23 protein-coding genes are annotated in these 24226 nt (G+C 43.9%); 5 read left to right on the forward strand and 18 right to left on the reverse strand.

Translation table 11 applies throughout. The annotated features are described in order from the left end of the window. The coding region (locus ACK1U4_RS07255) for a S8 family serine peptidase (RefSeq protein ID WP_419421667.1) at positions 1 to 3672 on the forward strand (3672 nt) is incomplete at its 5' end. Positions 3673 to 3740: 68 nt separating this feature from the next. On the opposite strand, the gene ACK1U4_RS07260 is transcribed toward ACK1U4_RS07255, so the two are convergent. Then, on the reverse strand, positions 3741 to 4154 hold the full coding sequence (locus tag ACK1U4_RS07260) for a hypothetical protein (protein ID WP_419400565.1): 414 nt from the start codon (positions 4152 to 4154) through the stop codon (positions 3741 to 3743). Beyond that, positions 4154 to 4771 carry an NAD(P)H:quinone oxidoreductase gene (gene wrbA, locus ACK1U4_RS07265; RefSeq protein WP_419400566.1) on the reverse strand — a complete coding sequence of 206 codons (618 nt, stop codon included), beginning with the start codon at positions 4769 to 4771 and terminating at the stop codon, positions 4154 to 4156. Before wrbA ends, ACK1U4_RS07260 begins: the two co-directional genes overlap by 1 nt. Before the next feature lie 230 nt (positions 4772 to 5001). Here wrbA and ACK1U4_RS07270 point away from each other — a divergent pair, with 230 nt between their 5' ends. Continuing rightward, complete coding sequence (locus tag ACK1U4_RS07270) at positions 5002 to 6891, forward strand: YhjD/YihY/BrkB family envelope integrity protein (protein ID WP_419400567.1); 1890 nt, start codon at positions 5002 to 5004, stop codon at positions 6889 to 6891. A 149-nt stretch (positions 6892 to 7040) separates the two neighbouring features. Here ACK1U4_RS07270 and ACK1U4_RS07275 read toward each other — a convergent pair whose 3' ends face one another. From ACK1U4_RS07275 to ACK1U4_RS07285, 3 genes are all read right to left on the reverse strand, one after another. Continuing rightward, a complete protein-coding gene (locus ACK1U4_RS07275; RefSeq protein WP_419400568.1) occupies positions 7041 to 7520 on the reverse strand; it encodes a DUF2127 domain-containing protein in 480 nt (159 codons plus the stop codon). Continuing rightward, complete coding sequence (locus ACK1U4_RS07280; RefSeq protein WP_419400569.1) at positions 7513 to 8691, reverse strand: dihydroorotase; 1179 nt, start codon at positions 8689 to 8691, stop codon at positions 7513 to 7515. Before ACK1U4_RS07280 ends, ACK1U4_RS07275 begins: the two co-directional genes overlap by 8 nt. Positions 8692 to 9138: 447 nt before the next feature. After that, a complete protein-coding gene (locus ACK1U4_RS07285) occupies positions 9139 to 10119 on the reverse strand; it encodes an aspartate carbamoyltransferase catalytic subunit (protein WP_419400691.1) in 981 nt (326 codons plus the stop codon). 210 nt (positions 10120 to 10329) lie between these two features. Between ACK1U4_RS07285 and ACK1U4_RS07290 the strand changes: the two genes are divergently transcribed. Further along, on the forward strand, positions 10330 to 11319 hold the full coding sequence (locus ACK1U4_RS07290; protein ID WP_419400570.1) for a class 1 fructose-bisphosphatase: 990 nt from the start codon (positions 10330 to 10332) through the stop codon (positions 11317 to 11319). Between the two features lie 66 nt (positions 11320 to 11385). Here ACK1U4_RS07290 and ACK1U4_RS07295 read toward each other — a convergent pair whose 3' ends face one another. Next, positions 11386 to 12366 (reverse strand): MBL fold metallo-hydrolase, encoded by a 981-nt coding sequence (locus tag ACK1U4_RS07295; RefSeq protein ID WP_419400571.1) that lies wholly within the window; start codon positions 12364 to 12366, stop codon positions 11386 to 11388. A gap of 326 nt (positions 12367 to 12692) precedes the next feature. Between ACK1U4_RS07295 and ACK1U4_RS07300 the strand changes: the two genes are divergently transcribed. Together ACK1U4_RS07300 and ACK1U4_RS07305 are read left to right on the forward strand one after the other, a co-directional pair. After that, positions 12693 to 13496 (forward strand): TrmH family RNA methyltransferase, encoded by an 804-nt coding sequence (locus tag ACK1U4_RS07300; RefSeq protein WP_419400572.1) that lies wholly within the window; start codon positions 12693 to 12695, stop codon positions 13494 to 13496. Between the two features lie 13 nt (positions 13497 to 13509). Continuing rightward, positions 13510 to 14136 carry a GDSL-type esterase/lipase family protein gene (locus tag ACK1U4_RS07305; RefSeq protein WP_419400573.1) on the forward strand — a complete coding sequence of 209 codons (627 nt, stop codon included), beginning with the start codon at positions 13510 to 13512 and terminating at the stop codon, positions 14134 to 14136. 88 nt (positions 14137 to 14224) lie between these two features. On the opposite strand, the gene ACK1U4_RS07310 is transcribed toward ACK1U4_RS07305, so the two are convergent. The 12 genes from ACK1U4_RS07310 to tsaE all read right to left on the reverse strand — a co-directional run bounded on the left by ACK1U4_RS07310 (position 14225) and on the right by tsaE (position 24120). Continuing rightward, positions 14225 to 14410 (reverse strand): NF038104 family lipoprotein, encoded by a 186-nt coding sequence (locus tag ACK1U4_RS07310; RefSeq protein ID WP_419400574.1) that lies wholly within the window; start codon positions 14408 to 14410, stop codon positions 14225 to 14227. Positions 14411 to 14413: 3 nt separating this feature from the next. Next, positions 14414 to 15631 (reverse strand): bifunctional glutamate N-acetyltransferase/amino-acid acetyltransferase ArgJ, encoded by a 1218-nt coding sequence (gene argJ / locus ACK1U4_RS07315; RefSeq protein WP_419400575.1) that lies wholly within the window; start codon positions 15629 to 15631, stop codon positions 14414 to 14416. Between the two features lie 94 nt (positions 15632 to 15725). Next, on the reverse strand, positions 15726 to 16247 hold the full coding sequence (locus ACK1U4_RS07320; RefSeq protein WP_419400576.1) for a PACE efflux transporter: 522 nt from the start codon (positions 16245 to 16247) through the stop codon (positions 15726 to 15728). Beyond that, a complete protein-coding gene (gene lptB, locus ACK1U4_RS07325) occupies positions 16240 to 16974 on the reverse strand; it encodes an LPS export ABC transporter ATP-binding protein (RefSeq protein ID WP_419400577.1) in 735 nt (244 codons plus the stop codon). The genes ACK1U4_RS07320 and lptB overlap by 8 nt, the downstream gene beginning before the upstream one ends. A 20-nt stretch (positions 16975 to 16994) precedes the next feature. After that, positions 16995 to 17600, reverse strand: coding sequence for a lipopolysaccharide transport periplasmic protein LptA (gene lptA, locus ACK1U4_RS07330; RefSeq protein WP_419400578.1), 606 nt, complete (start codon positions 17598 to 17600; stop codon positions 16995 to 16997). Positions 17601 to 17609: 9 nt separating this feature from the next. Next, positions 17610 to 18173: an LPS export ABC transporter periplasmic protein LptC gene (gene lptC, locus ACK1U4_RS07335; protein ID WP_419400579.1), complete on the reverse strand. Its 564-nt coding sequence runs from the start codon at positions 18171 to 18173 to the stop codon at positions 17610 to 17612. A 33-nt stretch (positions 18174 to 18206) separates the two neighbouring features. After that, on the reverse strand, positions 18207 to 18728 hold the full coding sequence (locus tag ACK1U4_RS07340; protein WP_419400580.1) for a KdsC family phosphatase: 522 nt from the start codon (positions 18726 to 18728) through the stop codon (positions 18207 to 18209). A gap of 2 nt (positions 18729 to 18730) precedes the next feature. Further along, a complete protein-coding gene (locus ACK1U4_RS07345) occupies positions 18731 to 19744 on the reverse strand; it encodes a KpsF/GutQ family sugar-phosphate isomerase (RefSeq protein WP_419400581.1) in 1014 nt (337 codons plus the stop codon). 124 nt (positions 19745 to 19868) lie between these two features. After that, on the reverse strand, positions 19869 to 20417 hold the full coding sequence (gene hfq, locus ACK1U4_RS07350; RefSeq protein WP_419400582.1) for an RNA chaperone Hfq: 549 nt from the start codon (positions 20415 to 20417) through the stop codon (positions 19869 to 19871). Positions 20418 to 20587: 170 nt separating this feature from the next. Continuing rightward, positions 20588 to 21634: a tRNA (adenosine(37)-N6)-dimethylallyltransferase MiaA gene (miaA, locus tag ACK1U4_RS07355; protein WP_419400583.1), complete on the reverse strand. Its 1047-nt coding sequence runs from the start codon at positions 21632 to 21634 to the stop codon at positions 20588 to 20590. Positions 21635 to 22219: 585 nt separating this feature from the next. Further along, on the reverse strand, positions 22220 to 23686 hold the full coding sequence (mutL, locus tag ACK1U4_RS07360; RefSeq protein WP_419400584.1) for a DNA mismatch repair endonuclease MutL: 1467 nt from the start codon (positions 23684 to 23686) through the stop codon (positions 22220 to 22222). Further along, complete coding sequence (gene tsaE / locus ACK1U4_RS07365; RefSeq protein ID WP_419400585.1) at positions 23686 to 24120, reverse strand: tRNA (adenosine(37)-N6)-threonylcarbamoyltransferase complex ATPase subunit type 1 TsaE; 435 nt, start codon at positions 24118 to 24120, stop codon at positions 23686 to 23688. Before tsaE ends, mutL begins: the two co-directional genes overlap by 1 nt. Positions 24121 to 24226 lie beyond the last annotated feature (106 nt).

Genomic DNA, 24226 nt, shown 5'->3' on the forward strand with positions numbered 1-24226 from the left:
GTACCAACACCTACCCCTACGCCAATACCAACACCTACGCCCACACCAGTACCGACACCTGAGCCTACGCCAGTACCGACACCTGAGCCTACGCCAGTACCGACACCTGAGCCTACGCCAGTACCAACACCTGAGCCTACGCCAGTACCAACACCTGAGCCTACGCCCACACCAGTACCAACACCTACGCCCACACCAGTACCGACACCTGAGCCTACACCAGTACCAACACCTGAACCTACGCCAGTACCGACACCAGTGCCGACACCTACGCCTACGCCAGTACCAACACCTACCCCTACGCCAATACCAACACCTACGCCCACACCAGTACCGACACCTGAGCCTACGCCAGTACCAACACCTGAGCCTACACCAGTACCGACACCTACGCCCACACCAGTACCGACACCTACGCCTACGCCAGTACCGACACCTGAGCCTACGCCAGTACCAACACCTCCCCCTACGCCAGTACCAACACCTACCCCTACGCCAGTGCCAACACCGACTCCTACGCCAGTGCCAACACCGACTCCTACGCCAGTGCCAACACCGACTCCTACGCCTGAAGTAAAAGCAGACTACGTCACACCATTTACCAATGCACAGCTTACCAAACCAACGTATGAGCGTAAAATTAATGCGGATTTGCAAGCCAGTCAGCCAAAACCAACCACAGGCACGCACACAGGCTATAGTACGATGGACTCTTACTATGCCGAAGTAGCACAAGACAAAGGTTTTAGTAAAAACTTAACAGAAAAATTCTATGGTGCAACCGAAGAAGCGTACGCTAAAAGTTTACAAAATTTGAGAAATACCATTGACTCACGTAATATCAGTATTGGTGTGGTGGATAGTGGTATTAATCGCAATAATAAAGGTCTAGTGGGTGCAAATGTCCATGACACCCAACTAAAACTTAATAGCTCTACTTCCGTGGGTGAGTATGCCACGACTTACGCTAGTGGTGACCACGGTTCTCAAATGGCAACCGTTGCAGCAGGTAATGATGGTTATAGCAATGCTAAAATCTATGGTAGTGATACGATTGGTGAAGGTACTAGAAATGGTAACCAATTCTTTGTAACCTCTGAGCTTAACAAACGCTATGGTGTTAAAATCTTTAATAACTCTTGGGGGTCAGATAACACTGACCAGTGGATTCGAGATGCCAAAAATTTAACCTATAATAAAGACACAGGTGCAGTCAAAGGAAACTCTAACATTATCAGCATTGCTGAACAAAACCTGCCTTATATCCACGATTTGATTCTAAATCGTGATGTCTTGATGCTAAAAGCAACAGGTAACGAGGGAAAAGACGATGCGTATGATGAAAACTTAGCCCCATTAATAAATGATAAGTTCAAACAAGGCTTTATTACCGTATCATCACCTCGAGAAGACTTTGATAAAGCCAACTATTGTGGACGTACAGCTGAGTGGTGTATCTCAGCCACTTCGACCACCAAAAATTTCAAAAACAATGGTGAATTAAGCGACTACCAAGGTACATCACCTGCGACTGCCCGTGTTACAGGTACAGCCGCACTGATTAAAGCCGCTTACCCTTGGATGAAAAATAAAAACTTAACAGAAACCCTGTTAGGAACAGCCAAAGATTTTGATGACATCATAAAAGCTTCGCCAACTTATCAAGGTGTCAGAAGAGTCAGTAATTTACCCTATAATTATCGAGATAATTACTTAACAGGCAGAGATCAAAACACAGGACAAACTTATTATCTTATTCCCGATGCGAATATGTCCTTTAAACCCCGTACTCCTGCCAAAGTTGGTGTCAATGGCAACATCAATGGTAAAAATATCACTTGGGAAAATGGCTGGGGCTTACTTGACCCAGAAACTGCCACCAAAGGCTACGGTGGTTTCTACTGGGATGACGTTGTTTTAGATACGGCAGGCACAAAAGAATCTGTATTCTACAATGACCTTAAAGGTGACAAAGGTTTTACCAAAAAAGGCGATGGTAAACTGGTCTTTATGGGCAATAACAGCTACAAAGGCGACAGCGTTATCGAAGGCGGTGTGCTCGAAGTCAATGGCAACAATGGCAACTCAGCCATGTTTATCACGGGTGGTGAACTCACAGGCTTTGGTAAAGTTAAAAGCGTCAACCAAACCAAAGGCTGGCTCAATAACGAAGGTAACCTTGCCATTGATGGGGATTATACGGTCAATGCCACTGACAAAGAAAACACAGGCTTTAAAGCCAAATTTGGCAACCTAACTACCGTCAACGGCATAGCAAGCTTGGGTGGCAAGCTTGCCCTAACAGGTGAAACCAAAGACGGTCTTATCACCGAAAAAGGCAATCGTATCACCGTATTACGAGCCAATGGTGGTATTACCAAACAATTTGATAGCCATGCCTCTATCAACCCCTTATTTGAGTTAACTAAAGTGGAATATACCCCACAAGTTAATGAGCAAGGTGAGCCACTAAATGCCAGTGACACCACCAATAAAGACGTACAAATCACTGCAAAACGTCTAAAAGCCAGCAATGTGGTTAGTAGTGTTGATAAACTAGCACCAAGCACCCAAGAAGTTGCTCAAAACCTTGACAAAGCCTTAAGTGAACTTGATGCCAAACAAGAAACTCGCACCTTAACCGACAGTGAAAAACAATTTGCCAATAATGTCATTGAGCATTTTGCAGGTAGTATTGATACTGATGCCACCCTCAAAGCAATGGCAACGAATAGTAATGCTAGCCCAGTGTTATCAGCCAAAGCCACCAATCAGCAAATTTATCAACTTGACCCAACAATTTATAGTAATAGTGCCGTCAATGCTGTCGAAGAAAGCTTTGAGCAAACCAATGACTTTAGCCAGCGTTTAGTTAAAAATGACCGTTTTTGGGCAGATACCCATCGCCAAGACTATGACCTAAAAGTTGGTGAAGCCTCAAGCAACCGTACCACCAATAACCAAACCATTGGTACAGGTCTGGCAATCAGTGACAGTATCAATTTGGCGATTCAAGCAGATATTGCTCAATTAAAAAATGACGAAGATGTGTATGGCATTCACAATACCAGTGATACCGACATGACTGCCATTACCGTGGGTATCAATAAAAACTTGAATCAAGATAGTTATCTCTTAGGTTGGGCAAAAGGAGCAACCCTTGAAACCAAAACCACACGTAGTAATACCAATAGTCACCAAGTTAGCCAAGATGGCAACTTATATGGGGCAGGTATCCAAGTAGGCAGTAATTATCAACTCAATGACCGCTTCAGCGTCAATCCGTATGCCTTGACCAGCTATCATCAATATAAAGCAGATAATATGGTCAATGATGGTGTCAACCAAATTAATGACCTTAATGTCAAACAATGGCAAATGGGTGTGGGGATGAATGCCAATTACCAAGTCAACCCTGCTTGGAAAGTCTATGGCGGACTGCAGTTCACTGAAGCTGTGGATAGAGATGCCAAACTCAATACCAACTATGTGGGTACGGAATCAGCCTTGCAATTCAAAGGCTGGGATACTGGTAAAGACAAACTCAAAGCAACAGTTGGTACATCTTACCAAATCAGTGACCGTAGTAGTGTGGGTGTAAGCTATGATTATATGGGTAGTGAGCATTCAGATAGCCAACGTGTGAACCTTGGCTTTACCAGTAAATTCTGATAAACCATCCGAAGTTGTTTAATAAAAAGGGATAATATAGATTGTCCCTTTTTTAACAATTTATATTTTTAACCATTCATTTTTGGCAATCTTTTTAACAAGATAAATAGCCAATAGTTAATCAACGCCAATAACCCAAAATCCACCAACCACACTGCCATTAAGCCCCACACTTGGCTAAAGCCGTGTTTCAAGGCGACCATGCCACTACCGCCTAGATAAATAAAAGTTATCATGCTAATCAACAGCAAGGCATAAGGGCTTTTACCTTTAACAATAAATGGCGTGGCAATAAAGGCAGGGATTAACCATAGCCCTTGCCATGCGATACCACCCACGATAGCAGGTTTGGTCGTAGTTAAAGCATAGGTCAAGATTACCACGAATAATAGGCGAAATATCAGCCACGCCCACCACACTATCTTTAGGCGTTGGTGAATGGGATACACAGGTTTTGGGGCAGAATTATTGGATTTTCTCATTATTGCAAGCCCATCAATGCGTGAGCGACTTTAGCAAGGCGTTGCCCTTGGGCTTTTGCCAAAGTTTTTTCATCAGCTGTCATCTCTTTATCATGGCTTGCCCCACTGACATGACTTGCCCCATACGGTGTGCCACCGCTTGTGGTGTGGTTAAGTACCGATTCGCTATACGGAATCCCCACGATGACCATGCCATGATGTAACAGCGGTGTCATCATACTGGTGAGCGTGGTTTCTTGTCCGCCGTGCATCGTGCCTGTACTGGTAAACACGCAAGCAGGTTTATTTTGCAAATTGCCTGCCAACCATAGCGTCACCGTATTGTCCCAAAAATACTTCATCGAAGCCGACATATTGCCAAAATGCGTTGCCGAACCCACCGCTAGCCCAACACAGTTTTTTAAATCATCCATCGTGGCGTACAAATCACCCTCATCTGGAATCGTAGGGGTAGTCTGCTCCGCCACGCTACTGACTTTCGGTACGGTGCGAATGCGAGCAGTAATATTCGTGCCACTTTCCTCAATGCCTTGAGCGATTTGGTAGGCAAGTTCTTTGGTCGAGCCGTTTTGGCTATAATATAAAACAAGGATATAAGGGGCGACTGACGTTGACATAATTGGTGTTCCATTTTTGGGGGATTTTTATATTAAACAATAGTTAAAACTAACAAAATTCCATCACAATTAACGCTAAATGAATAATTTAAATTGGCGAATATGATACCATACTTGCATTTAGCCATCGGCATTTTTTAAATCTCCCCCAACCCCCTCTTTACGAAAGAGGGGGCTTAAAATTAGAAGATTTACCCCACTACATTTTAACGGATTATCACAGTCGAATTATGAACGAATTACTTGCAAAATTAAAGAAACTGCCATTTCTACAATATAAATGGGTGCAATTTTTGGTGTATTTGGTCAAAAATTTTATTGATGATAACTGCACCCAAAAAGCCTCTGCCCTAACTTATACCACGCTGTTATCTATCGTGCCGATTTTAACTTTGGTGGTGGTGATTTTATCGTCCGTGCCAGAGCTTGCCAAGTTTAAAGAGCAAATCCAAGCATTGATTTTTAGTAATTTACTGCCCTCGACAGGCAGTCAAGTCAGCAAATACATCAATCAATTTGCCAGTAATTCATCCAATTTGACCTTGATTGGTGTGGGGATTTTGTTTTTTACCACTATCAGCACTTTGGTGACGATTGAAACCGCCTTTAATCAAATTTGGCGAGTGGATAAAAAAGAAAGTAGTTGGCTCAATTTACTTCGCTATTGGGCGATTATTACCCTTGCTCCTTTGATGCTTGGCACGGCATTTATTATCTCAAGCACCGTGCAAAGTTTGAGTTTTTTAAACCAAAAAATTGGTGGTTACGGGATTGATTGGGCGATTTGGGTGCAGATTGCATCCATCGGTGTGATGATGATGGGCTTAGTGGCGATGTATTGGTTTATTCCTCGTTGCCAAGTGCGGTTCAAACACGCCTTGATTGCAGGGGTAACAGTCGGCATTATTTTTGAGCTACTCAAGCTGTCATTTGGCTTAATTGTGGATAATTTCACCAGTTATAAAGCCGTGTATGGGGCGTTTGCGATTTTGCCGTTGTTTTTATTGTGGGTATATATTTCGTGGAATGTGATTTTATTGGGTGTACAAATCAGCTATTGTTTGACCATTTTTGAAACCAAAGAAGTCCATCCTCGCCATGCGTTGTTCAGCTTGATGGATATGCTCAACGTCATGTACCGTGAGCATAAAAAAGGCAATGCCGTGACCGAGGCTGGCTTGCGTGATGTATTGGGTCGGCAAGAAATGCCAAATTGGTACACTTATATCAGCTTTTTACAAGACAATAATTTGATTGCCACCAGTGAAAAAGATGAATATGTACTAAAACGCTCACTGAATGACTATAGTTTTTGGGATTTTTATAAAAACTTGCCCTACCCGTTACCGCATGAAAAAGACCTGCGAAAACTCAAAAATCACGCCCCTTGGACAGCCGATTGGATTACCACCTTAGCCAATGGCGAAGCGATGTTAAAGCATAATTTTGATATACCAATGTCAAATATCTTTGACCAAATCGCCCCACGCCAAACCCCAAATCCGCAAGATATCGAGCCGAATACAGGCAAAATCGGCAAAGGCAATCAGCTTGCCAGTAGCCGTGAAAAGTCAGGCTTATCTGGTGGTCAAGTCAGCGATGTGGTGAATGAAGATAAACGCATCAAAGAAACCGATGTCGAACAAGCCACTGGCTTTGATGGAACGCTAGATTTTAAAGGGCATGGCGGTAATGCTCAACCGATGGCTGGCAGTGATTTTAACCAAATCGGTAGTCATAACCATCAGCAAAATCAGCTTCAAAATAATCAGCAAAACCTTAATCAAAACAATAGGCAAAACAGCGGTCAAACCATCCATGCCTACCACCGTAGCAATCTTGGTAAACTAACGGCTACTGGCGTTGATATTGATGACAGCTTGAATAATGATAGCTTTGATAATGAATTGAAAAATGAGCATTTGGTGCAAGTGAAAAATGCTAATTTTGATAAAGTAGAACATGGTGATAATACAGGGACAATGGCAAAAATCCGCCAAATCGTCCCTGAAGCGGTGTTAAACAGTCGATTTAATCCGTTTAACATTATTAAAAATAAAATCAATCATCGTCTTGGAAATAAAGACCCTAGAATTATCACCGATAAAGATAAAACTTAGGCTAAATATAGTGGTTTAAAGTAAAAATAACACCGTTTGGTTGGGGCGTAATGCTTACGCCCTGTTTGAAATTTTAGACATTGGGCTTATGCCTTGCGAAACAGTGTTTCTCACCTACAATACGATATTTATTGGGATTGGGATTGGTATTAAACCAACTGTTTTTGCTTCATATTACGATACACAATAAACACGATGATGACATTCAGTACAAACAGTATCAAATGCACCCAGTCAAACGGCTTGGCAATGAGGTAATACAATTCCAACGGCAAAAACAACCCATAGCCTAAGACGCTCAACCAATAAGCCCAAATCTTATCTCGATATAAGCCATACGCCTCCACAAACCGCAATGACGCATAGCCTAACACCATCGCCAACATCGCCACCCAGTCTTGGTTGGCACGATTGGCAAGGGCATTGAGCGTGTCGATTTGGGTCGCCAAAAAACTCCCCATCACCTCATGCAAAAAATGGGTAAAGCGTCCAATCAACTGGGGTAATTGCTCATGCCAAACCGCTACCATCAAGGCAAACAATAAGGCAAAGCCTCCCTTTACCACCTCATAGATGGCAACCATCACGATGGATTGATTGGCGTGTGACGTGTGCGAAGCTTTAGTCAAAGAACACCTTTTCTACTTTACCCATCAATTCACTGTTGATAAATGGCGTATTTTTACCTTGAGAACCCATGTTTTCTTTAGTTACCGTCCAAGAAACTTTAGGATTTACCAATACCGCACCGCCTTTTTCGGCATAAAAATCGCCCATTTCACCATTCGATAAACCTGCGATTTTGGCAGGGTTTAGGCAGATTTTTTCGACCAGTTGTTCAGCGGTCAATACGCCATCTTTTACCAACTGGCACGCCAGCCCCATAAAGGTATCGAAGTTGCTAATGCCCGCTTTACACTCGGCAAAGGGGGCTTGTTTGGCGGTTTTGGCAAGTGGTTCGTGGTGGCTACAAATCGCATCAATCGTGCCATCCGCCAAGCCCTCGAGCAAGGCTTTTTTATCGGTATTGGAGCGTAATGGCGGTAGCACATACGCCAACGAATTAAAGCCAATCAAGGCATCATCTGTCAAATGCAACTGGTGCATGGCGACATCGCAGGTCACAGGCAAGCCCTTTTGCTTTGCCCATCGCATCAGGTCAATCGAGGATTTGGTGGTAAGTTGGCTAAAGTGGGCGGATACGCCTGTTTCTTCGACAATCAGCAGTTGCTTAGATAAAGCGACCGTTTCGGCAATCCACGGAATCCCTGCCAAACCATGATACGAGGCGATATAGCCGTCATGGGCTACGCCATTTTTGGATAAGCTTGGCTCGTCTGGGTAAAAAAACACTTTAATATCAAAGGTCGAGGCGTAATCAAGGGCTTGAAGCAGTACATCATCATTGGCAAATGGCTTGCGAGCATTACTCACGCCAATCGCACCACCTTGTTTTAGCCCTGCCATATTGGCGGGCATTTCACCTTTTAAGCCTGCGGTCATTGCCCCCAAAATTTGTAGGTGAATCCCTGCGTCATGGTAGGCACGTTCTTTTAAGCCTTTGAATAATGAACCGTTCTCTAACACAGGGTCGGTATCGGGTGGCATGACAACGTGCAAAAAGCCGTTTTGGTAGGCACTACTGCCTTCGGATTTGAGTGTGCCGTGGGATTGATGCCCCGGTTCACGCAGTCTAGCACATAAATCGACAAGGGGCGGTAATAGCCATTTGTCATTGGTGTCAATGTCGTCTAATTGGGTGAGGTCAAATTGCCAGTTGGGGGGGAGTAAATTTTTCATGGGTTGCCTTTTGATTTTCATTGATTTTTTAAATAGATTTTTCGTGTAGGTTGGGTAGAGCAAAGCGATACCCAACTATTTTACATTTTGAGTCCAACAGTTAGGGAGCATTTTCTACCCAACTTACGATATCATTTTGTTATAACATCACCTGCCCAATCGAGGTCAAGCACACCATTTCTAACATATTGATGAAACGAGGAATATTGCCAATCTTTGACTTGTTTCACCAAACCATGTTTAACAGGATTAATATGCACATAATTTACATGATGAAAATAATCAGCGTCATTTTTTATTTGGTGTTCCCAAAATCTTCTTTGCCAACCCCCTCGTTCATTTTTGGATTGTCGTGATACAATAATAGCCAAAAATTAAAATAGAATGTTGGGTATCGCTTTGCTCTACCCAACCTACAACCGTTATTTATCGGGTTTGAAATTATTTTTAATTCTCTCTCGCTTGTCTTTGCCCCTGCATTGCCAACGCCATCACCGCCATCCGCACGGCAATGCCATTATTTACCTGTTTTAAAATCACCGATTGCTCACCATCCGCCACACTGGAGGCGATTTCCACGCCACGATTCATCGGGCCAGGGTGCATCACAAGTGCATCCGATTTTGCCAATGCCAATCGCTCTGGGGTAATGCCATAGGCTTTGAAATATTCACTAGTTGACGGCAATAACGGCGAGCCAATTCGCTCATTTTGAATACGTAATCCGATAATCACATCGCAGTCTTTGACACCCTCATCAATATCGTTATATACGCTCACGCCATAGCGTTCGATACCTTTGGGTAGTAAGGTCTTGGGTGCGATGACACGGATATCCTTGACCCCAAGCGTCTGCAATGCCGAAATATCTGAGCGAGCAACTCGGCTATGCTTAATATCGCCAATAATCGCCACGCTTAAATCTTCAAATGGACGAGGACATTCACGGTAAATGGTCAGCATATCGAGCATGGCTTGGGTGGGGTGAGCGTGCCAGCCGTCACCGCCATTGATAATAGCGATATTGGGCGTGACTTCGGTCGCCATAAAGTGAGCCGCCCCACTCGCTGAGTGACGTACCACGAAGATATCAGCGGTCATGGCTTCAAGATTCCAAAGCGTATCACGGAGGCTTTCGCCTTTTGAGGTACTTGATTTGGCGATATCAAGGCTGACGACATTCGCTCCAAGACGTTTGGCAGCGACTTCAAAGGTGGTGCGGGTGCGAGTGGAATTTTCAAAGAACAGATTCATCACGGTACAGCCGTCAAGCTCATTACTGTTGCGGATTCGGCTTGGTTGTCCGTCTGGGGTGTTTTCGATATAGCCGTTGGCTTTTTCGATAATTGCCATGAGTTGGGCTTTGGTTAGCCCCTCGACACCGATAAAATGGCGAATACCGTCATTGGCTTTTTCGGGTTTTGCCATGGCTTGGTCGAGTTTGGTTTTGAGTTGGTCGTTGCTGAGGGTTTGGGTGGTGAGGATGTTCATGTTTTTACGCCTAAAAAAACAAATTAAGCTATTTTACCCCAAAATTCCGTTTTTTCACATTAAAAAAAGCACGCTCAACAAGCCCCCCAAAACGTGCTACAATCGCCTAAAATATTGACAGCTAACAGCAAGAACAGGACGAATGCCATGCAAATCAACCTAACCACCCTCACCGACTACCTCAACCACCAATGCCCTAACAAAGCCGTTGCCAGCACCATCAACACGGTTGCTAAAGTCGGTATCGAAATCAGCGAACTGCTCCGCCGTGGGGCATTAGCCGACATCCTAGGCGAGGCAGGCAACGAAAACGTACAGGGCGAAGAACAAAAAAAATTAGACGTGATTGCCAATGACCTCTTACTTGACCGTCTTAGCCAAAACCCTGTATGTGCAGGGGTCGCCAGTGAGGAACTAGACAACTCAACCCCAGCCAATAAAGACGGTGAAGTGTTGGTATTATTCGACCCACTAGACGGCTCATCAAATATCGACATTAATATGGCAGTGGGAACGATTTTCTCGATTTTGCCTTACCAAAATCAAGGTCAAACCGCCACTGACAGCGACTTTTTGCAAAAAGGCACTCAGCAACTGGGGGCAGGTTATGTCATTTATGGCACATCGACCATGCTCGCCTTGACCATTGGTAATGGCGTGGTAATGTTTAGTTATGACCCAAGTATTCATCAGTTTATCTTAATTAAAGACGGCGTTACCATCTCACCAGATACCAAAGAGTATGCGATTAATGCCTCAAATTATCGCTACTGGCTACCACCGATGCAACGCTATATTGATGAGTTTATCGCTGGGACAAATGGCGTGCGTGGCAAGGATTTTAATATGCGTTGGGTGGCGGCGATGGTGGGTGATGTACATCGAATTTTGGTGCGTGGTGGCGTGTTTAGCTATCCGTTTGACACCAAGCATCCTGACAAGGCGGGCAAACTTCGCTTGATGTACGAAGCCAATCCGATGAGTTTGTTGATTGAGCAAGCAGGTGGGGCGAGTACCGATGCGGTGAATCGTATTTTGGAGATTGAACCGACCAATATTCATCAGCGTGTGCCAGTGGTGTTGGGGGCGAAAAATGAAGTGGATTATGTCAAAAAATTGCATGAAGAAATGTTGTAATTAATGGAAACTCCCATAAAAAAGCCCAATCTATTAAGAATGGGCTTTTTAACTTTTATTAACCAATTACCAATTACCACGGCGATGGTTTGTTACCCAACGGTGCATACCTAAAACATTCAAGGTTTTCATGTTATTGAAGTTCGTCCAACTTTGTACTTCTGGACTAAATTTGACGTTACGATATAGTTGGTCCCAACTCATGCCTTGGCGAGTTAAATCCGTCACTTGTTGATGCAAATCGACCATATAACGGCGTAATGCCACTTGTTGCTCACGATTTGACAAACCATAATGTCCCACGTCAATTACATCCACATCTTGAGCAATAACCCAATCCAAAGTTTCAATCCAACCATCATAATAAAAATCTAAAAAATCATTGTATGGCATGGTTTTATTTTGACAAACATCGGTACATTGCAATGCTTTTTGGCGAGGGAATAATACCATCGTCATGCTATTTGAGTGGCTTGGTTCAACACGGTGTAACTGAACGACTTCATCACCAAGTTTAATTGTCATGTCTTTATCAAAAATCTTGTCAGGCAAGGCATATGGTAGTTTTTCACCAATAATTGGCTCAACGGCACGTTGATTGGCGACCACAATCGCTCCATGTTTTTGCCAAATTTCCGCCCCTGCAATATGGTCAGCGTGAGCATGGGTCAATACCACATACTTAATTGGTACATTAAAGCGTTTTTTGATTTCTGCCTCTAGCCAAGGGGCTGAACAAGTCGCTCCAGAATCGACCACTAATGCCCCTTCTTTGGTAATCATCACAAGACCGCTATGCGTAGCCAAGCCTTTGCCATTGGTATGGCGATACAGGTTATCTTTGATAAGTGTCAAAGTCGGTTGAGCTTCAGGCTCATCACACATATGTGCGGTAAAATCAGGCAAGGTTTCACGGTTGGCATATTTGGTGCGGTCAAACGCCGTGCCATCATCCCATGCACCGTGTGCCATTGAAAGTGACATCAATGTTCCCAACGCTAATCCAAATTTTAGCGAGGCTTTTTTAACATCTGCTTTTAGAGTCATACATTTTATCCTTATGAAATAAATAGTAAGTTGGTGTTACAAAACAATGGTAAAGTAGTTATAACGTTGTAATAATAACATAAAGGTTTTACTCATAAATATTAAAAAATGTGTAAAATATTTGTTTATTTTTAAATTTAATTAAAAAAATTGCTACACTTGACTAATTATAAGTAAAAATTTTTTATCATTGAGGCTTTTAGACTAAGCTTAGGATTAAAATCATTGATAATACAGAAATCGAATGGCAAAATGACATTAAATATCTTTACCCTTTAGTAATAACTTTTCCCCCATTAGAAAACCCATTAGCATAGAAGAAAACAATGACCTTATACAGCCCCACCATCACCTCAAAAGATAATCCCACCATTAAGACCGCCCACGCCCTACTCACCCAAGCACGGCAACGCAAAAAACTCGGACAAACCGTTCTTGAAGGTACGCACCTAATCGAAGCCTACCTGAACGCCAACCTCACCCCAAATACCATCATCATCAGCGAGGGTGGCTGGCAAAATAGAGAAATTAACATCCTACTCACTCGCCTTAAAAACGTCAAAACCGTAACCATTAGCGATAGTCTATACAAAGAAATCCGCAGTCTAGGCGAAGGGCTATCCATCATGGCAATCATTGACATTCCCTCACCTGCCTTGCCAAACGCCATCACCAGTGATTGCCTTATTATCAATGGCGTACAGGACAATGGCAATCTCGGCACGCTGTTACGCACCGCTTCTGCCGTTGGGGTGAAGACGATAATTTGTACCGCAGATAGCCACACAGCGACTGCTTCGGCTTGGTCGCCTAAGACCTTACGAGCAGGAATGGGGGCGAATTTTGGCGTGACGATTTATGAGGGTGTGACAGTTGAGCAAGTGCTTGAGGTAGTGAAAGTGCCACTATTTGCCACCAGTAGCCATACCGATACGCTGATTTATCAAACGGATTTAACACAGCCATTGGCGTTAATCATGGGGCATGAGGGACAAGGCGTGGATGATAGCCTAATGAGCCAAGCCATCCCTATCGCCCTACCCCAACCCAATGGGCAAGAAAGCCTAAATGTGGCGATTGCAGGGGCGTTGTGTATGTATGAAGTGTTACGGCAACGACACTACGTATAGAAAATGGCATAAAATGAATCGTAGAAAATTATTACTCGCAGGTCTAACGCTACCGTTGTTAATATCCTGTAGCAAACCTAAAAACGCCAAAATCCCAAGCGGAAGCAAAGTGATTGCGTTAGGTGATTCGCTCACCTTTGGCTATGGGGCAACGCCTGAAACCGCCTACCCTACTGTGTTGGCAAACAAAACGGGTTGGGAAGTCATCAATGAAGGGGTAAGTGGCGATACTTCTGAGGGCGTGTTAAAACGCCTTGATAAGGTAATTGAGGTAAATCCCAAATTGTTACTACTCGGCATTGGTGGCAATGATGTACTCCAACGAGTCGCACCCACCACAACAACTAGCAACATCAACCAAATTATTGATAAACTCAAATCCGCCAATATTCCGATGGTGTTAATCGCTGAACCGTACTTTAGCACCAGTGCATTGTTGGGCGTGGCAAGTGACAATCCGATTTATGAGCAGATTGCCAAAGATAAAGACGTTATTTTATTTGCCAAAGGGGATGGCGGTTGGTCAAAGATTTTATCCGATGAAAAGCTAAAATCCGACCAAATCCACGCCAACGCTGAGGGTTATGCCAAATTTGCTGAGAATTTATATGCGTTCTTAAAAGAACTAGGGTTTGTTTGATAAAACTCTTGCTAGACCTATTTTTTGACACAACATATCGTGGGTTACGCTGTGCTAACCCACGCTACTTAGGCGGTTAGAAAACGGTTTAATCTTTCTTTTTATCGTCACTGTCGCCTGGAATGATGGCTTTACCAACGGCGATTGTGCCTTTCGCCAACGCTTTGGTGGTTTTGTAGGCGACTTTGACAGGCACGGTGACGATTTTATGAACACAGCCTTGTAAGATAAAAGCGGTGGTAATAATAAGGGCTAAAGTGGTAAGTTTTTTCATTGATTAGCTCCGATAATCCGCATTAATTTTGACATATTCATACGACAAGTCACAGGTATAGACGGTGTCACTCGCCTGCCCTTGCCCAAGCTCAATATGAATGGTAATCTCAGGACGCTTCATCACCTCTGCCCCACGCTCTTCGGTGTAGCCATCCGCCAATCCGCCACGCTCACAAATCCGCACGTCATCAAGCGATACATTAACTTGGCTTTGGTCAAGCTCAATCCCTGCATAGCCCACCGAAGCCAAGATTCTGCCCCAGTTAGGGTCACTGGCAAAAAATGCCGTCTTCACCAATGGCGAATGAGCCACCGCATAGGCGATTTTGGCACAGTCGTCCGAGGTTTTGCCCCCAGTCACTTTGACGGTGATAAACTTGGTCGCCCCCTCACCATCACGCACAATCAACTGGGCGATACGCACCATCACTTTTTCAATGGCTTGATAAATAGCGGTATAGTGCGGATGATTTTCGCTATCTATCACTTCGCTACTAGCTTGACCTGTGGCGATAAGCGTACAGCAATCGTTGGTCGAGGTGTCACCATCAATAGTAATGCGATTAAAGGATTTATTGACCGTTTTAAGCAAAATATCCTGCAACACGGCTTTATCAATATTGGCATCAGTCGCCACAAAACCCAACATAGTCGCCATATTTGGGCGAATCATGCCTGCCCCTTTACTGATACCTGTCACCGTGTAAGTTACACCATCAATGTTAACTTGCTCGCTATGACCTTTTGGCGTGGTGTCGGTGGTCATAATGCTATGGGCGGAATTTAACCAATTATCTTCGCTTAAATTTGCCAACGCATTGTCTAACCCTGCGATAATCCGCTCACTTGGCAAGGCTTCACCAATCACGCCTGTCGAGTATGGCAACACAGATTCAACGTTTACCCCTGTTTTTTCGGCTAACGCTTGACACGTGGCGAAGGCTCGGTCTTTGCCATCTTGCCCTGTAGCGGCATTGGCGTTGCCTGTGTTGATGAGTAAATAGCGTGGGCTTTCGGCTTGGATAAATTCACGCACCAACTGCACAGGGGCAGCACAAAATTGGTTTTGGGTGGTGACGATGGCGGTATTGGCGTTTTCGCAGATTTCAAAGACGGTTAAATCTTTACGGTTTGGGTAGCGGACATGGGCTTCGGTGATACCGATTTTGATGCCTTTAATGGGTAACAATGGGACGAGGGTGACATTTCCGACTGGCATAGCGAACTCCTTGTTAACAGATTTTTGCAAGTTTACGCCTTTTTACCCCCCTAATACAAGGTCGATTTTGACAAAATCCTGCTTTGATTGGCACTCAACGATGAGATTTTAGCGTTGCCCTTAGCCAATCATAAAGCCAATAAAAGACAAACCCATACGCCAAAATCAGCACGGTTAGCCCAATATCCATCAGCAATGCTTGCCAAAACCCAATCTGCAACACCCACATCATCAAAGGCAAGGTAAACAGCAATAGCCCACCCTCAAAACCCACAATATGCCCCACTCGAAGCCATACCGAACGAGTCAATTTATCCCCTGTAAAAATCCTATCAAAGCCAAGGTTATAAATAAATGTCCATACCATCGCCACCAACGAAATCACAATCAGCATTGCCAACACTTTGCCAGTTGGTGCGACCACTGTATCGCTGTGATGGCTAAAAATTCGCACAAAAAAAGCCGAGAGTATCACGGCGATACTTTCAAACAACACGGCTTGAAAAATACGCTCTTTGATACCCATCGGCTGAATGGGTTTAGCAGTCGTGAACTTGGTATCTGTTAAATTAGCATCTAAATTAGCATCTAAATTGGCATCTGACAGTTTAGGCAACAAAATCCTCACCCAAATATACTTTTCGTACTTGCTCATGCTCAAGAATATGGCTTGGTGTGCCTTCGGCAATAATCGCCCCCTCTGACACAATGTAGGCTTTTTCACAAATTGCCAAAGTTTCTCGGACGTTATGGTCGGTAATCAATACGCCAATGCCTCGCTGTTTTAGCTTGGTAATGACGTCTTTAATATCGCCCACCGAAATGGGGTCAACCCCTGCAAATGGCTCATCAAGTAAAATAAATTTGGGATTCGATGCCAAACAACGGGCGATTTCACAACGCCTGCGTTCACCGCCTGACACGCTCATCCCCAACGAATGACGCACATGACCCAAGTTAAAATCCAATAATAATTGCTCTAATGCCTGTTGTTGTGCGGATTTATTCAGGTCAGCACGAGTTTGTAAAATGGCAAGGATATTTTGCTCGACTGTCAATTTACGAAAAATCGAGGCTTCTTGTGGTAGGTAGCCGATACCGACTTTGGCACGCTCGTGCATGGCAAGGGGCGAAATATCACGGCTTCCCAAATGAATTTGCCCTTTATCCATATTGACCAATCCCACCACCATATAAAAACTGGTGGTCTTGCCTGCCCCATTCGGTCCTAAAATACCGACCACTTGCCCTTGCTCAACGGAGAAAGACACGTCTTTGACCACCCAACGTTTACCATAACGTTTGGCGAGGTGTTGCATGACAAGATGTTCTGGGGCAGACATGAATGCTCCTTTATTAGTTATTAATTACGAATGCCAATACGGTTGCTACTTTGCGGTGGGAAGACCAATTCGACACGTTGGCTATTGCCTGCGGTGGCTTCGACATCGCCCATTTTTAGGCTATAACGAATGACATTGCCCGAAAAACTGCCCCCATTTTGGGTCAAACGGGCATTACCTGTGAGGGTCACAATGCCTGTTTTGACATTATAATCAATGCGATTGGCTTGACCTTTAGCAAGCCCTTTTTCTTGGGTCACGATTTGCTGAATAGTAGCAGGTCGCCCTGTGGCAACAGCACTGGCGATATCACGGCTGGGCGTGAGGTTGACGGTTAAATTATCCGCCGCCATTTTTAGCGTGCCTTGGGTGATGGTGACATTACCAGAATAAGTCGTCACGCCTGTGCTTTCGCTATAAGTGGCTTTATCGGCAAGCAGTCGGATGGATTGGTTTGCGTCTGATGGTAAGGCGTTGGCTAGCTCACTGGTGGTCGCTAATCCCAACAAGGCAACACTCACCACACCCACACGGCGAAGTGTGGCACGATTGAGCAAATGCGTGTTAAAAGAACCATTGCCTAAAAAAGATGCTTGTAAAGTGTTTTGTAAAAAAGAAATCTTCATCCATATTCCTTAATTGCTACAAGTGGGCATAAACGTCATACTCACTCGGTTAAATTGATAATCCCCAGTTGCCATATTGGCGGTTAATTGTTGGGATTCAAAGCTATTTTGCCCTTGCACCACGCTGACAGGCTGGTCACTGGTCACCATGTTAGTGGATAAATTACCGATAAAATCTTGCCCTTTGAGCGTAATTTTGGGGGCAGGACTGGACGTGGTTTCACTGGTCATTACCACATCATCTTTTAGGGTAACGATTTGTTTAACTTCATCAAGTTGAGCATTTTTTGCCACCAAAGTCACAGCTCGGTCAGCTTGGGGTCGCCACAAAATTTGGGCATTTTGCATCACGGCAGTTTTGGCATTAAGATAATGGGTGACTTTATCTGCGGTCAATTGATAATCGACTTGCCCTTGCTCATTGGTTTGCAGGGCTTTGACAGCCGTGGCTTGATAATCAATATCTGAGGGTTTGAGGTTGGGCTGGGTCAGTTTGGCATCGTTACTGGCATAAAAATATGCCGACACCAAAATACATACCAAACCCAAGACCATCAATACTTTGGTTGACACGAGTGTTTACACCTAATTTATTATCATTTTATGTTAAATATAGTTCGCCAACATTTTATCATAATGTCCTGTGGCTTTAAGAATCAAATCACACACTTCACGCACTGCCCCTTGCCCGCCTTGGCGAGTAGTGACCATCTGCACACGTTTAATCACTTCATTATGAGCATTGGCAACGGTTGCCGAAAATCCCACCGCTTGCAACGCTCGAATATCAGGTAAATCATCGCCAATATAAGCACAGTCTGCCAGCGTCAAGTCAAGATTGGCTAATAGCTCGTTTAAAGCAACGAGTTTATCCTCTCGCCCTTGCACGATATAATCAATACCCAATTCTTTGGCACGATTTGTCACAATGGTGCTATTTCGTCCTGTAATGATAGCGGTTTTGATACCAAATTGCTGTAAGCGTTTGATACCAAATCCATCTTGTACATGAAAACTTTTGGTTTCGACCCAATTGGCATCATAGGTGATTTTGCCATCGGATAGCACACCATCGACATCCATCACCAACAGCTTCACGTTTTTGGCTTGATTTAATAAACTTTGCATAATTATTTGACCCCTGCTTGCAACAAATCGTGAATACTTAACACCCCTGCCAACGTATTATCCGCATTTTCAATCAATAATTGGCTAATTTTCAATTCATTCATCAAACTTAACGCATCTGAGGCTCGCATAGTGGCTTTGACTGTTTTGGGATTTTTTGACATCACTGAATGAATGGGGCTGGTTAATGGTAATTGTTTTTCAAGGCTACGGCGTAAATCACCATCAGTAAATACCCCAACCACTCGCTTCTCATTATCCAAAATCACCGTCATGCCCAAACGTCCACTGGTCATGCTAAACAAGGCTTCATTGAGCGTGGCTTGCTCATCAATCACAGGCAAATCACTGACGTGCATCAAATCTTTGACTTGGGTCAACAATCTACGCCCCAACGCCCCAGCAGGGTGCGATAAGGCAAAATCTTCTGAGGTAAAATGCTTGCTATGCACCAACGCCACTGCCAACGCATCACCCAAAGCGAGGGTTGCTGTGGTGCTTGAAGTCGGTGCTAGCCCAAGCGGACAAGCCTCTTCGGATGCTCCCAAGGTCAATGCCACATCTGCTGATTTTGGCAACATCCCTCGTCTATCTCGGCTAATGCTAATCAGCGGAATGTTAAGCTGTTTGACCACAGGTAATAACATGCGGATTTCGTCCGATTCGCCAGAATTGGAGATTGCCAATAACACATCGCCTTCCACCAACATCCCCAAATCACCATGCCCTGCTTCTCCGGGGTGCATAAAAAATGAAGGTGTCCCTGTCGAAGCAAAGGTGGCGGCGATTTTTCGTCCAATGAGTCCTGACTTACCCATACCAGTGACCACCACACGACCTTGACAGTTTTCAATCAACTGGCATGCCATAACAAAACGCTCATCCAATTGCTCAATTAGCAAATCCAACGCTCGCTGTTCGGTGCGAATCGCCTCGATGGCATGGGTCAAATAGTCCACGGTTGGCGATTGTTTTGCTGTTGGTAACGGTGGTGTGGTAAGCTCTAACACGCTCATATTGTTATCCATCCTGTTAATGATGCCCTTATCATACCCTAAAACCCATATAATAAAAAACCCATCATGACAGATGGGTTAATTTTTAACGTAGGGTCACTAAGTGCTTAATTTGCCCTTAATTTTAGTCTTCTGATGGCTCATCATCAAATTTTTGTGGTTCGGCATGCGGTTCAAAGCCACGCTCATTGTCATAGCCATCAAAGCCACGCTCACCAAAACCACTGCGGTCAAAGCCATTGCCTGCAAAGCCGTTACTGCGTTGTTCTACGCCATAACCACGCTCACCTTCATAGCCACCGCCAAAACCAGCACGCTCTGCACCAAAACCAGCACGGTTAGGGAAGCCACCTGTTCTCGCCACGCCTGCACCATAGCCCTGAGGTTGGTCAAAACCACTTGGACGCTCAAAGCCCATATTACTAACTTGACCAAATCCGCCTGTCGCTGGCATTGTGCCTGCTGAACGAGGATTGCGAGCAGGAACAACGGTTGAAATGGCGTGTTTATACACCATTTGGCTCACGGTGTTTTTTAGCAATACCACATATTGGTCAAATGATTCGATTTGACCTTGTAGCTTAATGCCGTTGACCAAGAAAATAGACACAGGAATGCGGTCTTTGCGTAGTGAATTCAAAAAGGGGTCTTGTAAAGTTTGACCTTTTGACATGCTATATCTCCCAAAAATAATTGCATTAATTATTATCTAAATGATAAATGCCTAAATTAAAAAACCATTAAATTAACTATAATTATCCGTAAGGGTTTATTCTGCCTTTACTTGATTATGCCCGTCAAGCTTAGTTTAATTTTTTATATAATACTATGATGAATAGCTTATTATTTAAGCAGTTTTTTTACGTCACCAACACTAGACAATATTTGGATTTTGATTTTAGGTTGGGTGATTAACCGCCGTAACCATGTATATTGTCGTTTTGCTAGTTGCCTTGTGGCATATAATGCCTCATTTTGCATTGTTTGTCTAGCCGTCTGCCATTGAGGGGCGTTAAGATTTCGTTGTAGCTGTGTCATGGGTTGTTGCATAAAGTCATTAAATGTAAGGTTTTCGTCATTTTTTTGCCAAACTTCCGTTAAAAAATTCCATACTTGACGATAGCCAACACACCGCATGGACGGCATCTCTGCATGAAGCGGATATAGTTGCATCAAGCCAATCACCTCTGCAACAAAGCCTTGCTCCCACATCATTTGCAAACGTAAATCAATACGTTGATGAAGCCATGCTCTATCTGGCATAATGGCAAAAACCTGCCAATTCTGGACAGGATTATCAGCTAGAGCGACTAACGGTTTCTCGTGCCACTTGCTTAGGGGATTTTCCGTTTGGATAAATACTTCTACCGCTCGTCCGATACGTTGGGTGTCATTGGATTTTAGGCGTTCGGCAGTGATGGGGTCAATTTGGTGTAAGTATTGATGGACACGCTCAATCCCATCATTGGCTATCATCGCCATGACTTGCTCACGCACCTGTGGCTCAGTGGCAGGAATGTCATTCATACCCTCAAGCAACGCCATGTAATACATCATCGTACCACCGACCAATAACGGTGTTTTGCCAATACGGTGGGCAAAATCGATTTCACGCTCTACATCTTTGACAAACTGAGCCACACTGTAGCTTTCGGTGGGGTCGATGATATCAACAAGGGCATGGGGATATTTTGCCAACTCCTCAACGGTAGGCTTGGCTGTACCGATATTCATGTTACGGTAAATAAGAGCAGAATCGACCGAAATCAGATGATAGCGACCTGTGTCGTAAAGCTCGTAAGCGAGGGCGGTTTTTCCGCTGGCAGTGGGGGCGATTAGGCAAATAACGTCTTGTTTCATGGTTAAAGGCGATAGCAATAGAATCATCATATGATACTTGCTAAACCGCTTTATTACCATACAAAAACACAAACGCCTTTCATGGAAAGGCGTTTTTTTATGCAATTTTTTGGGTATAATGCCACCGTCATTTTTACTGTGAAAATGATGGCGGTTAAAGTTAGATTTAACAGAGCCGTTGGGCTGAAACCCCAAAACAGCAAAAAATCTTATTTAAAAGATTTTTTCTTGCGAGCCTAAAATTGCAATGCAGTTTTTTAACGGCTCTCAGGAGAAGAACCATGCGTCACTTCAAAGCCATGATTCTTGTATTACTGTTGTTAGTGGCGGTTAACGCTTATTAACAACACACCTAAGGGTTATTCGCAGTAACCTATGGTGCGGTTAAGGGAAACCTTAACCCTCTCCTTATCCATTATGTTATAAAATTTTGCTGGCAAAATCAATGTTTGATTGTAAACGCTCGTAGTGTCATGTAGGCAAAATCACATGATAAACCCATGTCACGGTAAAAGTGGTAAGTTTTAAAACATCCAACGTAAGGTGCGTTCCACGCACCCTTCAAAATCAACATCTTCAATTGGTGCGTATGCCGCACCTTACACTTGTCAAAACTTACTGTTGATACCCTACCAAATCCATCATTAATTTATCAGAATTTTTTAATAAACTTTCAAACTTATTTTTATCTTCCAAAACTGCTTTTGTAATCAAAACCAATTCCACCAAATAAAAATCCTCTTGCCAAAAAATCAGCCCTTGTGTGCCGTTTTCCATAAGTTTTAAAAACTTCGGTGAATCGTCAAATAACTGGGTTGGGGAAAATTGGCTTTCTTTAAAATCATCAAACTGATAATCAAATTGACGCTCATTAACCCCATGATTTTTTTCTATACCATTTGGATACGGTAAATTTTCTGCATTGTTAAATGCTTGAAATGGTGCATTTTTTGATGGTTTTTGGACAATATTTTTGGATGATGAAACTGTAGTTTGAAATTGTGGTTGTTGCAGGTCGCTTGCTTGCGATTTTGCTTTTAAGGTATCCACTACCGCTTGATTAAGCCACGCCAGCATATTGGTAAGCGGTTGGATTTTGACCTGTTGCTTACTGGGGTGAATATTGATATTTATCCACTCGTTTGGCAAATCAAAAAACAACGCATAGCCCAATCCCTCAACATCCGCTTGCCGTGCTGACTTTGACAAGGCTTGGCTAATCGCAAAATCCGTCACCAAGCGTTGATTGATATATAAAAGGCGTGGCACAGTTTGGTTAAAATACTGCGGAATAAACAACCAACCATTAATACTCGCTGATTGTTGATTGTCGCTTTTTTGTAGGTCATTAGCGGTTTGTAGTGGTTGTAATGATAAATAAAAATCATGGGCTATCGGCTGTAATTCGGTGTTTAACGCTTGTTCAAGCCGTGTTAAAGCAGTGGTGTTTTTGGTTTCAGAAATAGCGTTACTGCTTAGGCTAAATCGTAATTTATTTTGATGATACAGGCTGATTTCGACATGGGCAAAGCTAATGGCGATTTTTTGAATCACCTGCTCAATATGGCTAAACTCAGTAGCAATCGACTTGAGATGGCTACGTCTAGCAGGAATGTTAAAGTACAAATCTCGCACGCTGACGGTCGTGCCACGGTTTTTTACCACAGGTGTGATGGTGGCATGGCTGGCATCGCTACCGCTCAATGCTAATTGCCGACCTATGCCACTGTCATCATGGCTACTGGTAAGGGTGAGATGCGACACCGCACAAATACTGGCAAGTGCTTCCCCTCGAAAGCCAAGGCTGTCAATGCCTGTGAGTTCACTGACATCGGCAAGTTTACTGGTAGCGTGGCGAGTGACGGCAAGGGTCATGTCGTCTGGGTGAATGCCTTGTCCGTTGTCGATGACTTGAATCAGCCCCAGTCCGCCTTGCTCTATATACACGCTGATGCAGTCTGCCCCTGCGTCAATGGCGTTTTCGATAAGTTCTTTAACGACTGAGGCAGGGCGTGTGACGACCTCGCCAGCGGCGATTTGATTGATGATGAGGGGGGATAATTTGGCAATTCGATTTTGCATTAACTAATTGAAACTTCTCTATCGTCATTATCAAGGCGTTTGATATCAATGGTGATATTCGGTTTTGGCAAATAACCTTCCGCTCGGCTCGCCCACTCAATAATCACTAAACTATTTGGCTCATCAAAATACTCATAAAACCCCATTAATTCAAGCTCTTCAGGGTCATTGAGCCGATACAAGTCCGCATGAAACACAGGCTTGAACGTACCGTCATTTTGGGCGATGGCATACGGCTCGACAAGGGTAAAAGTCGGGCTTTTCACCGCCCCTGTATGTCCCATTGCTTGCAATAGATAGCGTGTGAGCGTGGTCTTGCCTGCCCCCAAATCGCCCGATAGCCATAAACTGCCTGTTAAATTCATATCGGCAAGCTGTTTGGCAAGGGTTTGGGTGTCGGTTTCGGATTTTAAAATTAAAGTTTGATTTATCATGTGGAATTTTCGCTACAGACCGTAGGCTGGGCTTTAGCCCAGCTTTTGAAATATTATACAGTTTATGCTGGGCTAAAGCCCAGCCTACAAGTGATAGGAATTTTAA

It is taken from the genome of Moraxella sp. TY6, from assembly GCF_048551375.1.
Classification (GTDB): Bacteria; Pseudomonadota; Gammaproteobacteria; order Pseudomonadales; family Moraxellaceae; genus Faucicola.

Excerpts from the sequence above, each read along its gene's own strand:
- mutL (WP_419400584.1), bottom strand. The coding sequence starts at position 23,686 with ATGCAAAATCGAATTGCCAAATTATCCCCCCTCATCATCAATCAAATC.
- ACK1U4_RS07340 (WP_419400580.1), bottom strand. The coding sequence starts at position 18,728 with ATGCAAAGTTTATTAAATCAAGCCAAAAACGTGAAGCTGTTGGTGATG.
- lptA (WP_419400578.1), bottom strand. The coding sequence starts at position 17,600 with ATGAAGATTTCTTTTTTACAAAACACTTTACAAGCATCTTTTTTAGGC.
- miaA (WP_419400583.1), bottom strand. The coding sequence starts at position 21,634 with ATGATGATTCTATTGCTATCGCCTTTAACCATGAAACAAGACGTTATT.
- ACK1U4_RS07280 (WP_419400569.1), bottom strand. The coding sequence starts at position 8,691 with ATGAAAAATTTACTCCCCCCCAACTGGCAATTTGACCTCACCCAATTA.
- ACK1U4_RS07310 (WP_419400574.1), bottom strand. The coding sequence starts at position 14,410 with ATGAAAAAACTTACCACTTTAGCCCTTATTATTACCACCGCTTTTATC.
- ACK1U4_RS07305 (WP_419400573.1), top strand. The coding sequence starts at position 13,510 with ATGAATCGTAGAAAATTATTACTCGCAGGTCTAACGCTACCGTTGTTA.
- tsaE (WP_419400585.1), bottom strand. The coding sequence starts at position 24,120 with ATGATAAATCAAACTTTAATTTTAAAATCCGAAACCGACACCCAAACC.
- ACK1U4_RS07270 (WP_419400567.1), top strand. The coding sequence starts at position 5,002 with ATGAACGAATTACTTGCAAAATTAAAGAAACTGCCATTTCTACAATAT.
- ACK1U4_RS07290 (WP_419400570.1), top strand. The coding sequence starts at position 10,330 with ATGCAAATCAACCTAACCACCCTCACCGACTACCTCAACCACCAATGC.
- hfq (WP_419400582.1), bottom strand. The coding sequence starts at position 20,417 with ATGTCAAAAGGTCAAACTTTACAAGACCCCTTTTTGAATTCACTACGC.
- argJ (WP_419400575.1), bottom strand. The coding sequence starts at position 15,631 with ATGCCAGTCGGAAATGTCACCCTCGTCCCATTGTTACCCATTAAAGGC.
- ACK1U4_RS07260 (WP_419400565.1), bottom strand. The coding sequence starts at position 4,154 with ATGAGAAAATCCAATAATTCTGCCCCAAAACCTGTGTATCCCATTCAC.
- ACK1U4_RS07300 (WP_419400572.1), top strand. The coding sequence starts at position 12,693 with ATGACCTTATACAGCCCCACCATCACCTCAAAAGATAATCCCACCATT.
- wrbA (WP_419400566.1), bottom strand. The coding sequence starts at position 4,771 with ATGTCAACGTCAGTCGCCCCTTATATCCTTGTTTTATATTATAGCCAA.
- lptB (WP_419400577.1), bottom strand. The coding sequence starts at position 16,974 with ATGTCTGCCCCAGAACATCTTGTCATGCAACACCTCGCCAAACGTTAT.
- ACK1U4_RS07345 (WP_419400581.1), bottom strand. The coding sequence starts at position 19,744 with ATGAGCGTGTTAGAGCTTACCACACCACCGTTACCAACAGCAAAACAA.
- ACK1U4_RS07295 (WP_419400571.1), bottom strand. The coding sequence starts at position 12,366 with ATGACTCTAAAAGCAGATGTTAAAAAAGCCTCGCTAAAATTTGGATTA.
- ACK1U4_RS07285 (WP_419400691.1), bottom strand. The coding sequence starts at position 10,119 with ATGGCAAAACCCGAAAAAGCCAATGACGGTATTCGCCATTTTATCGGT.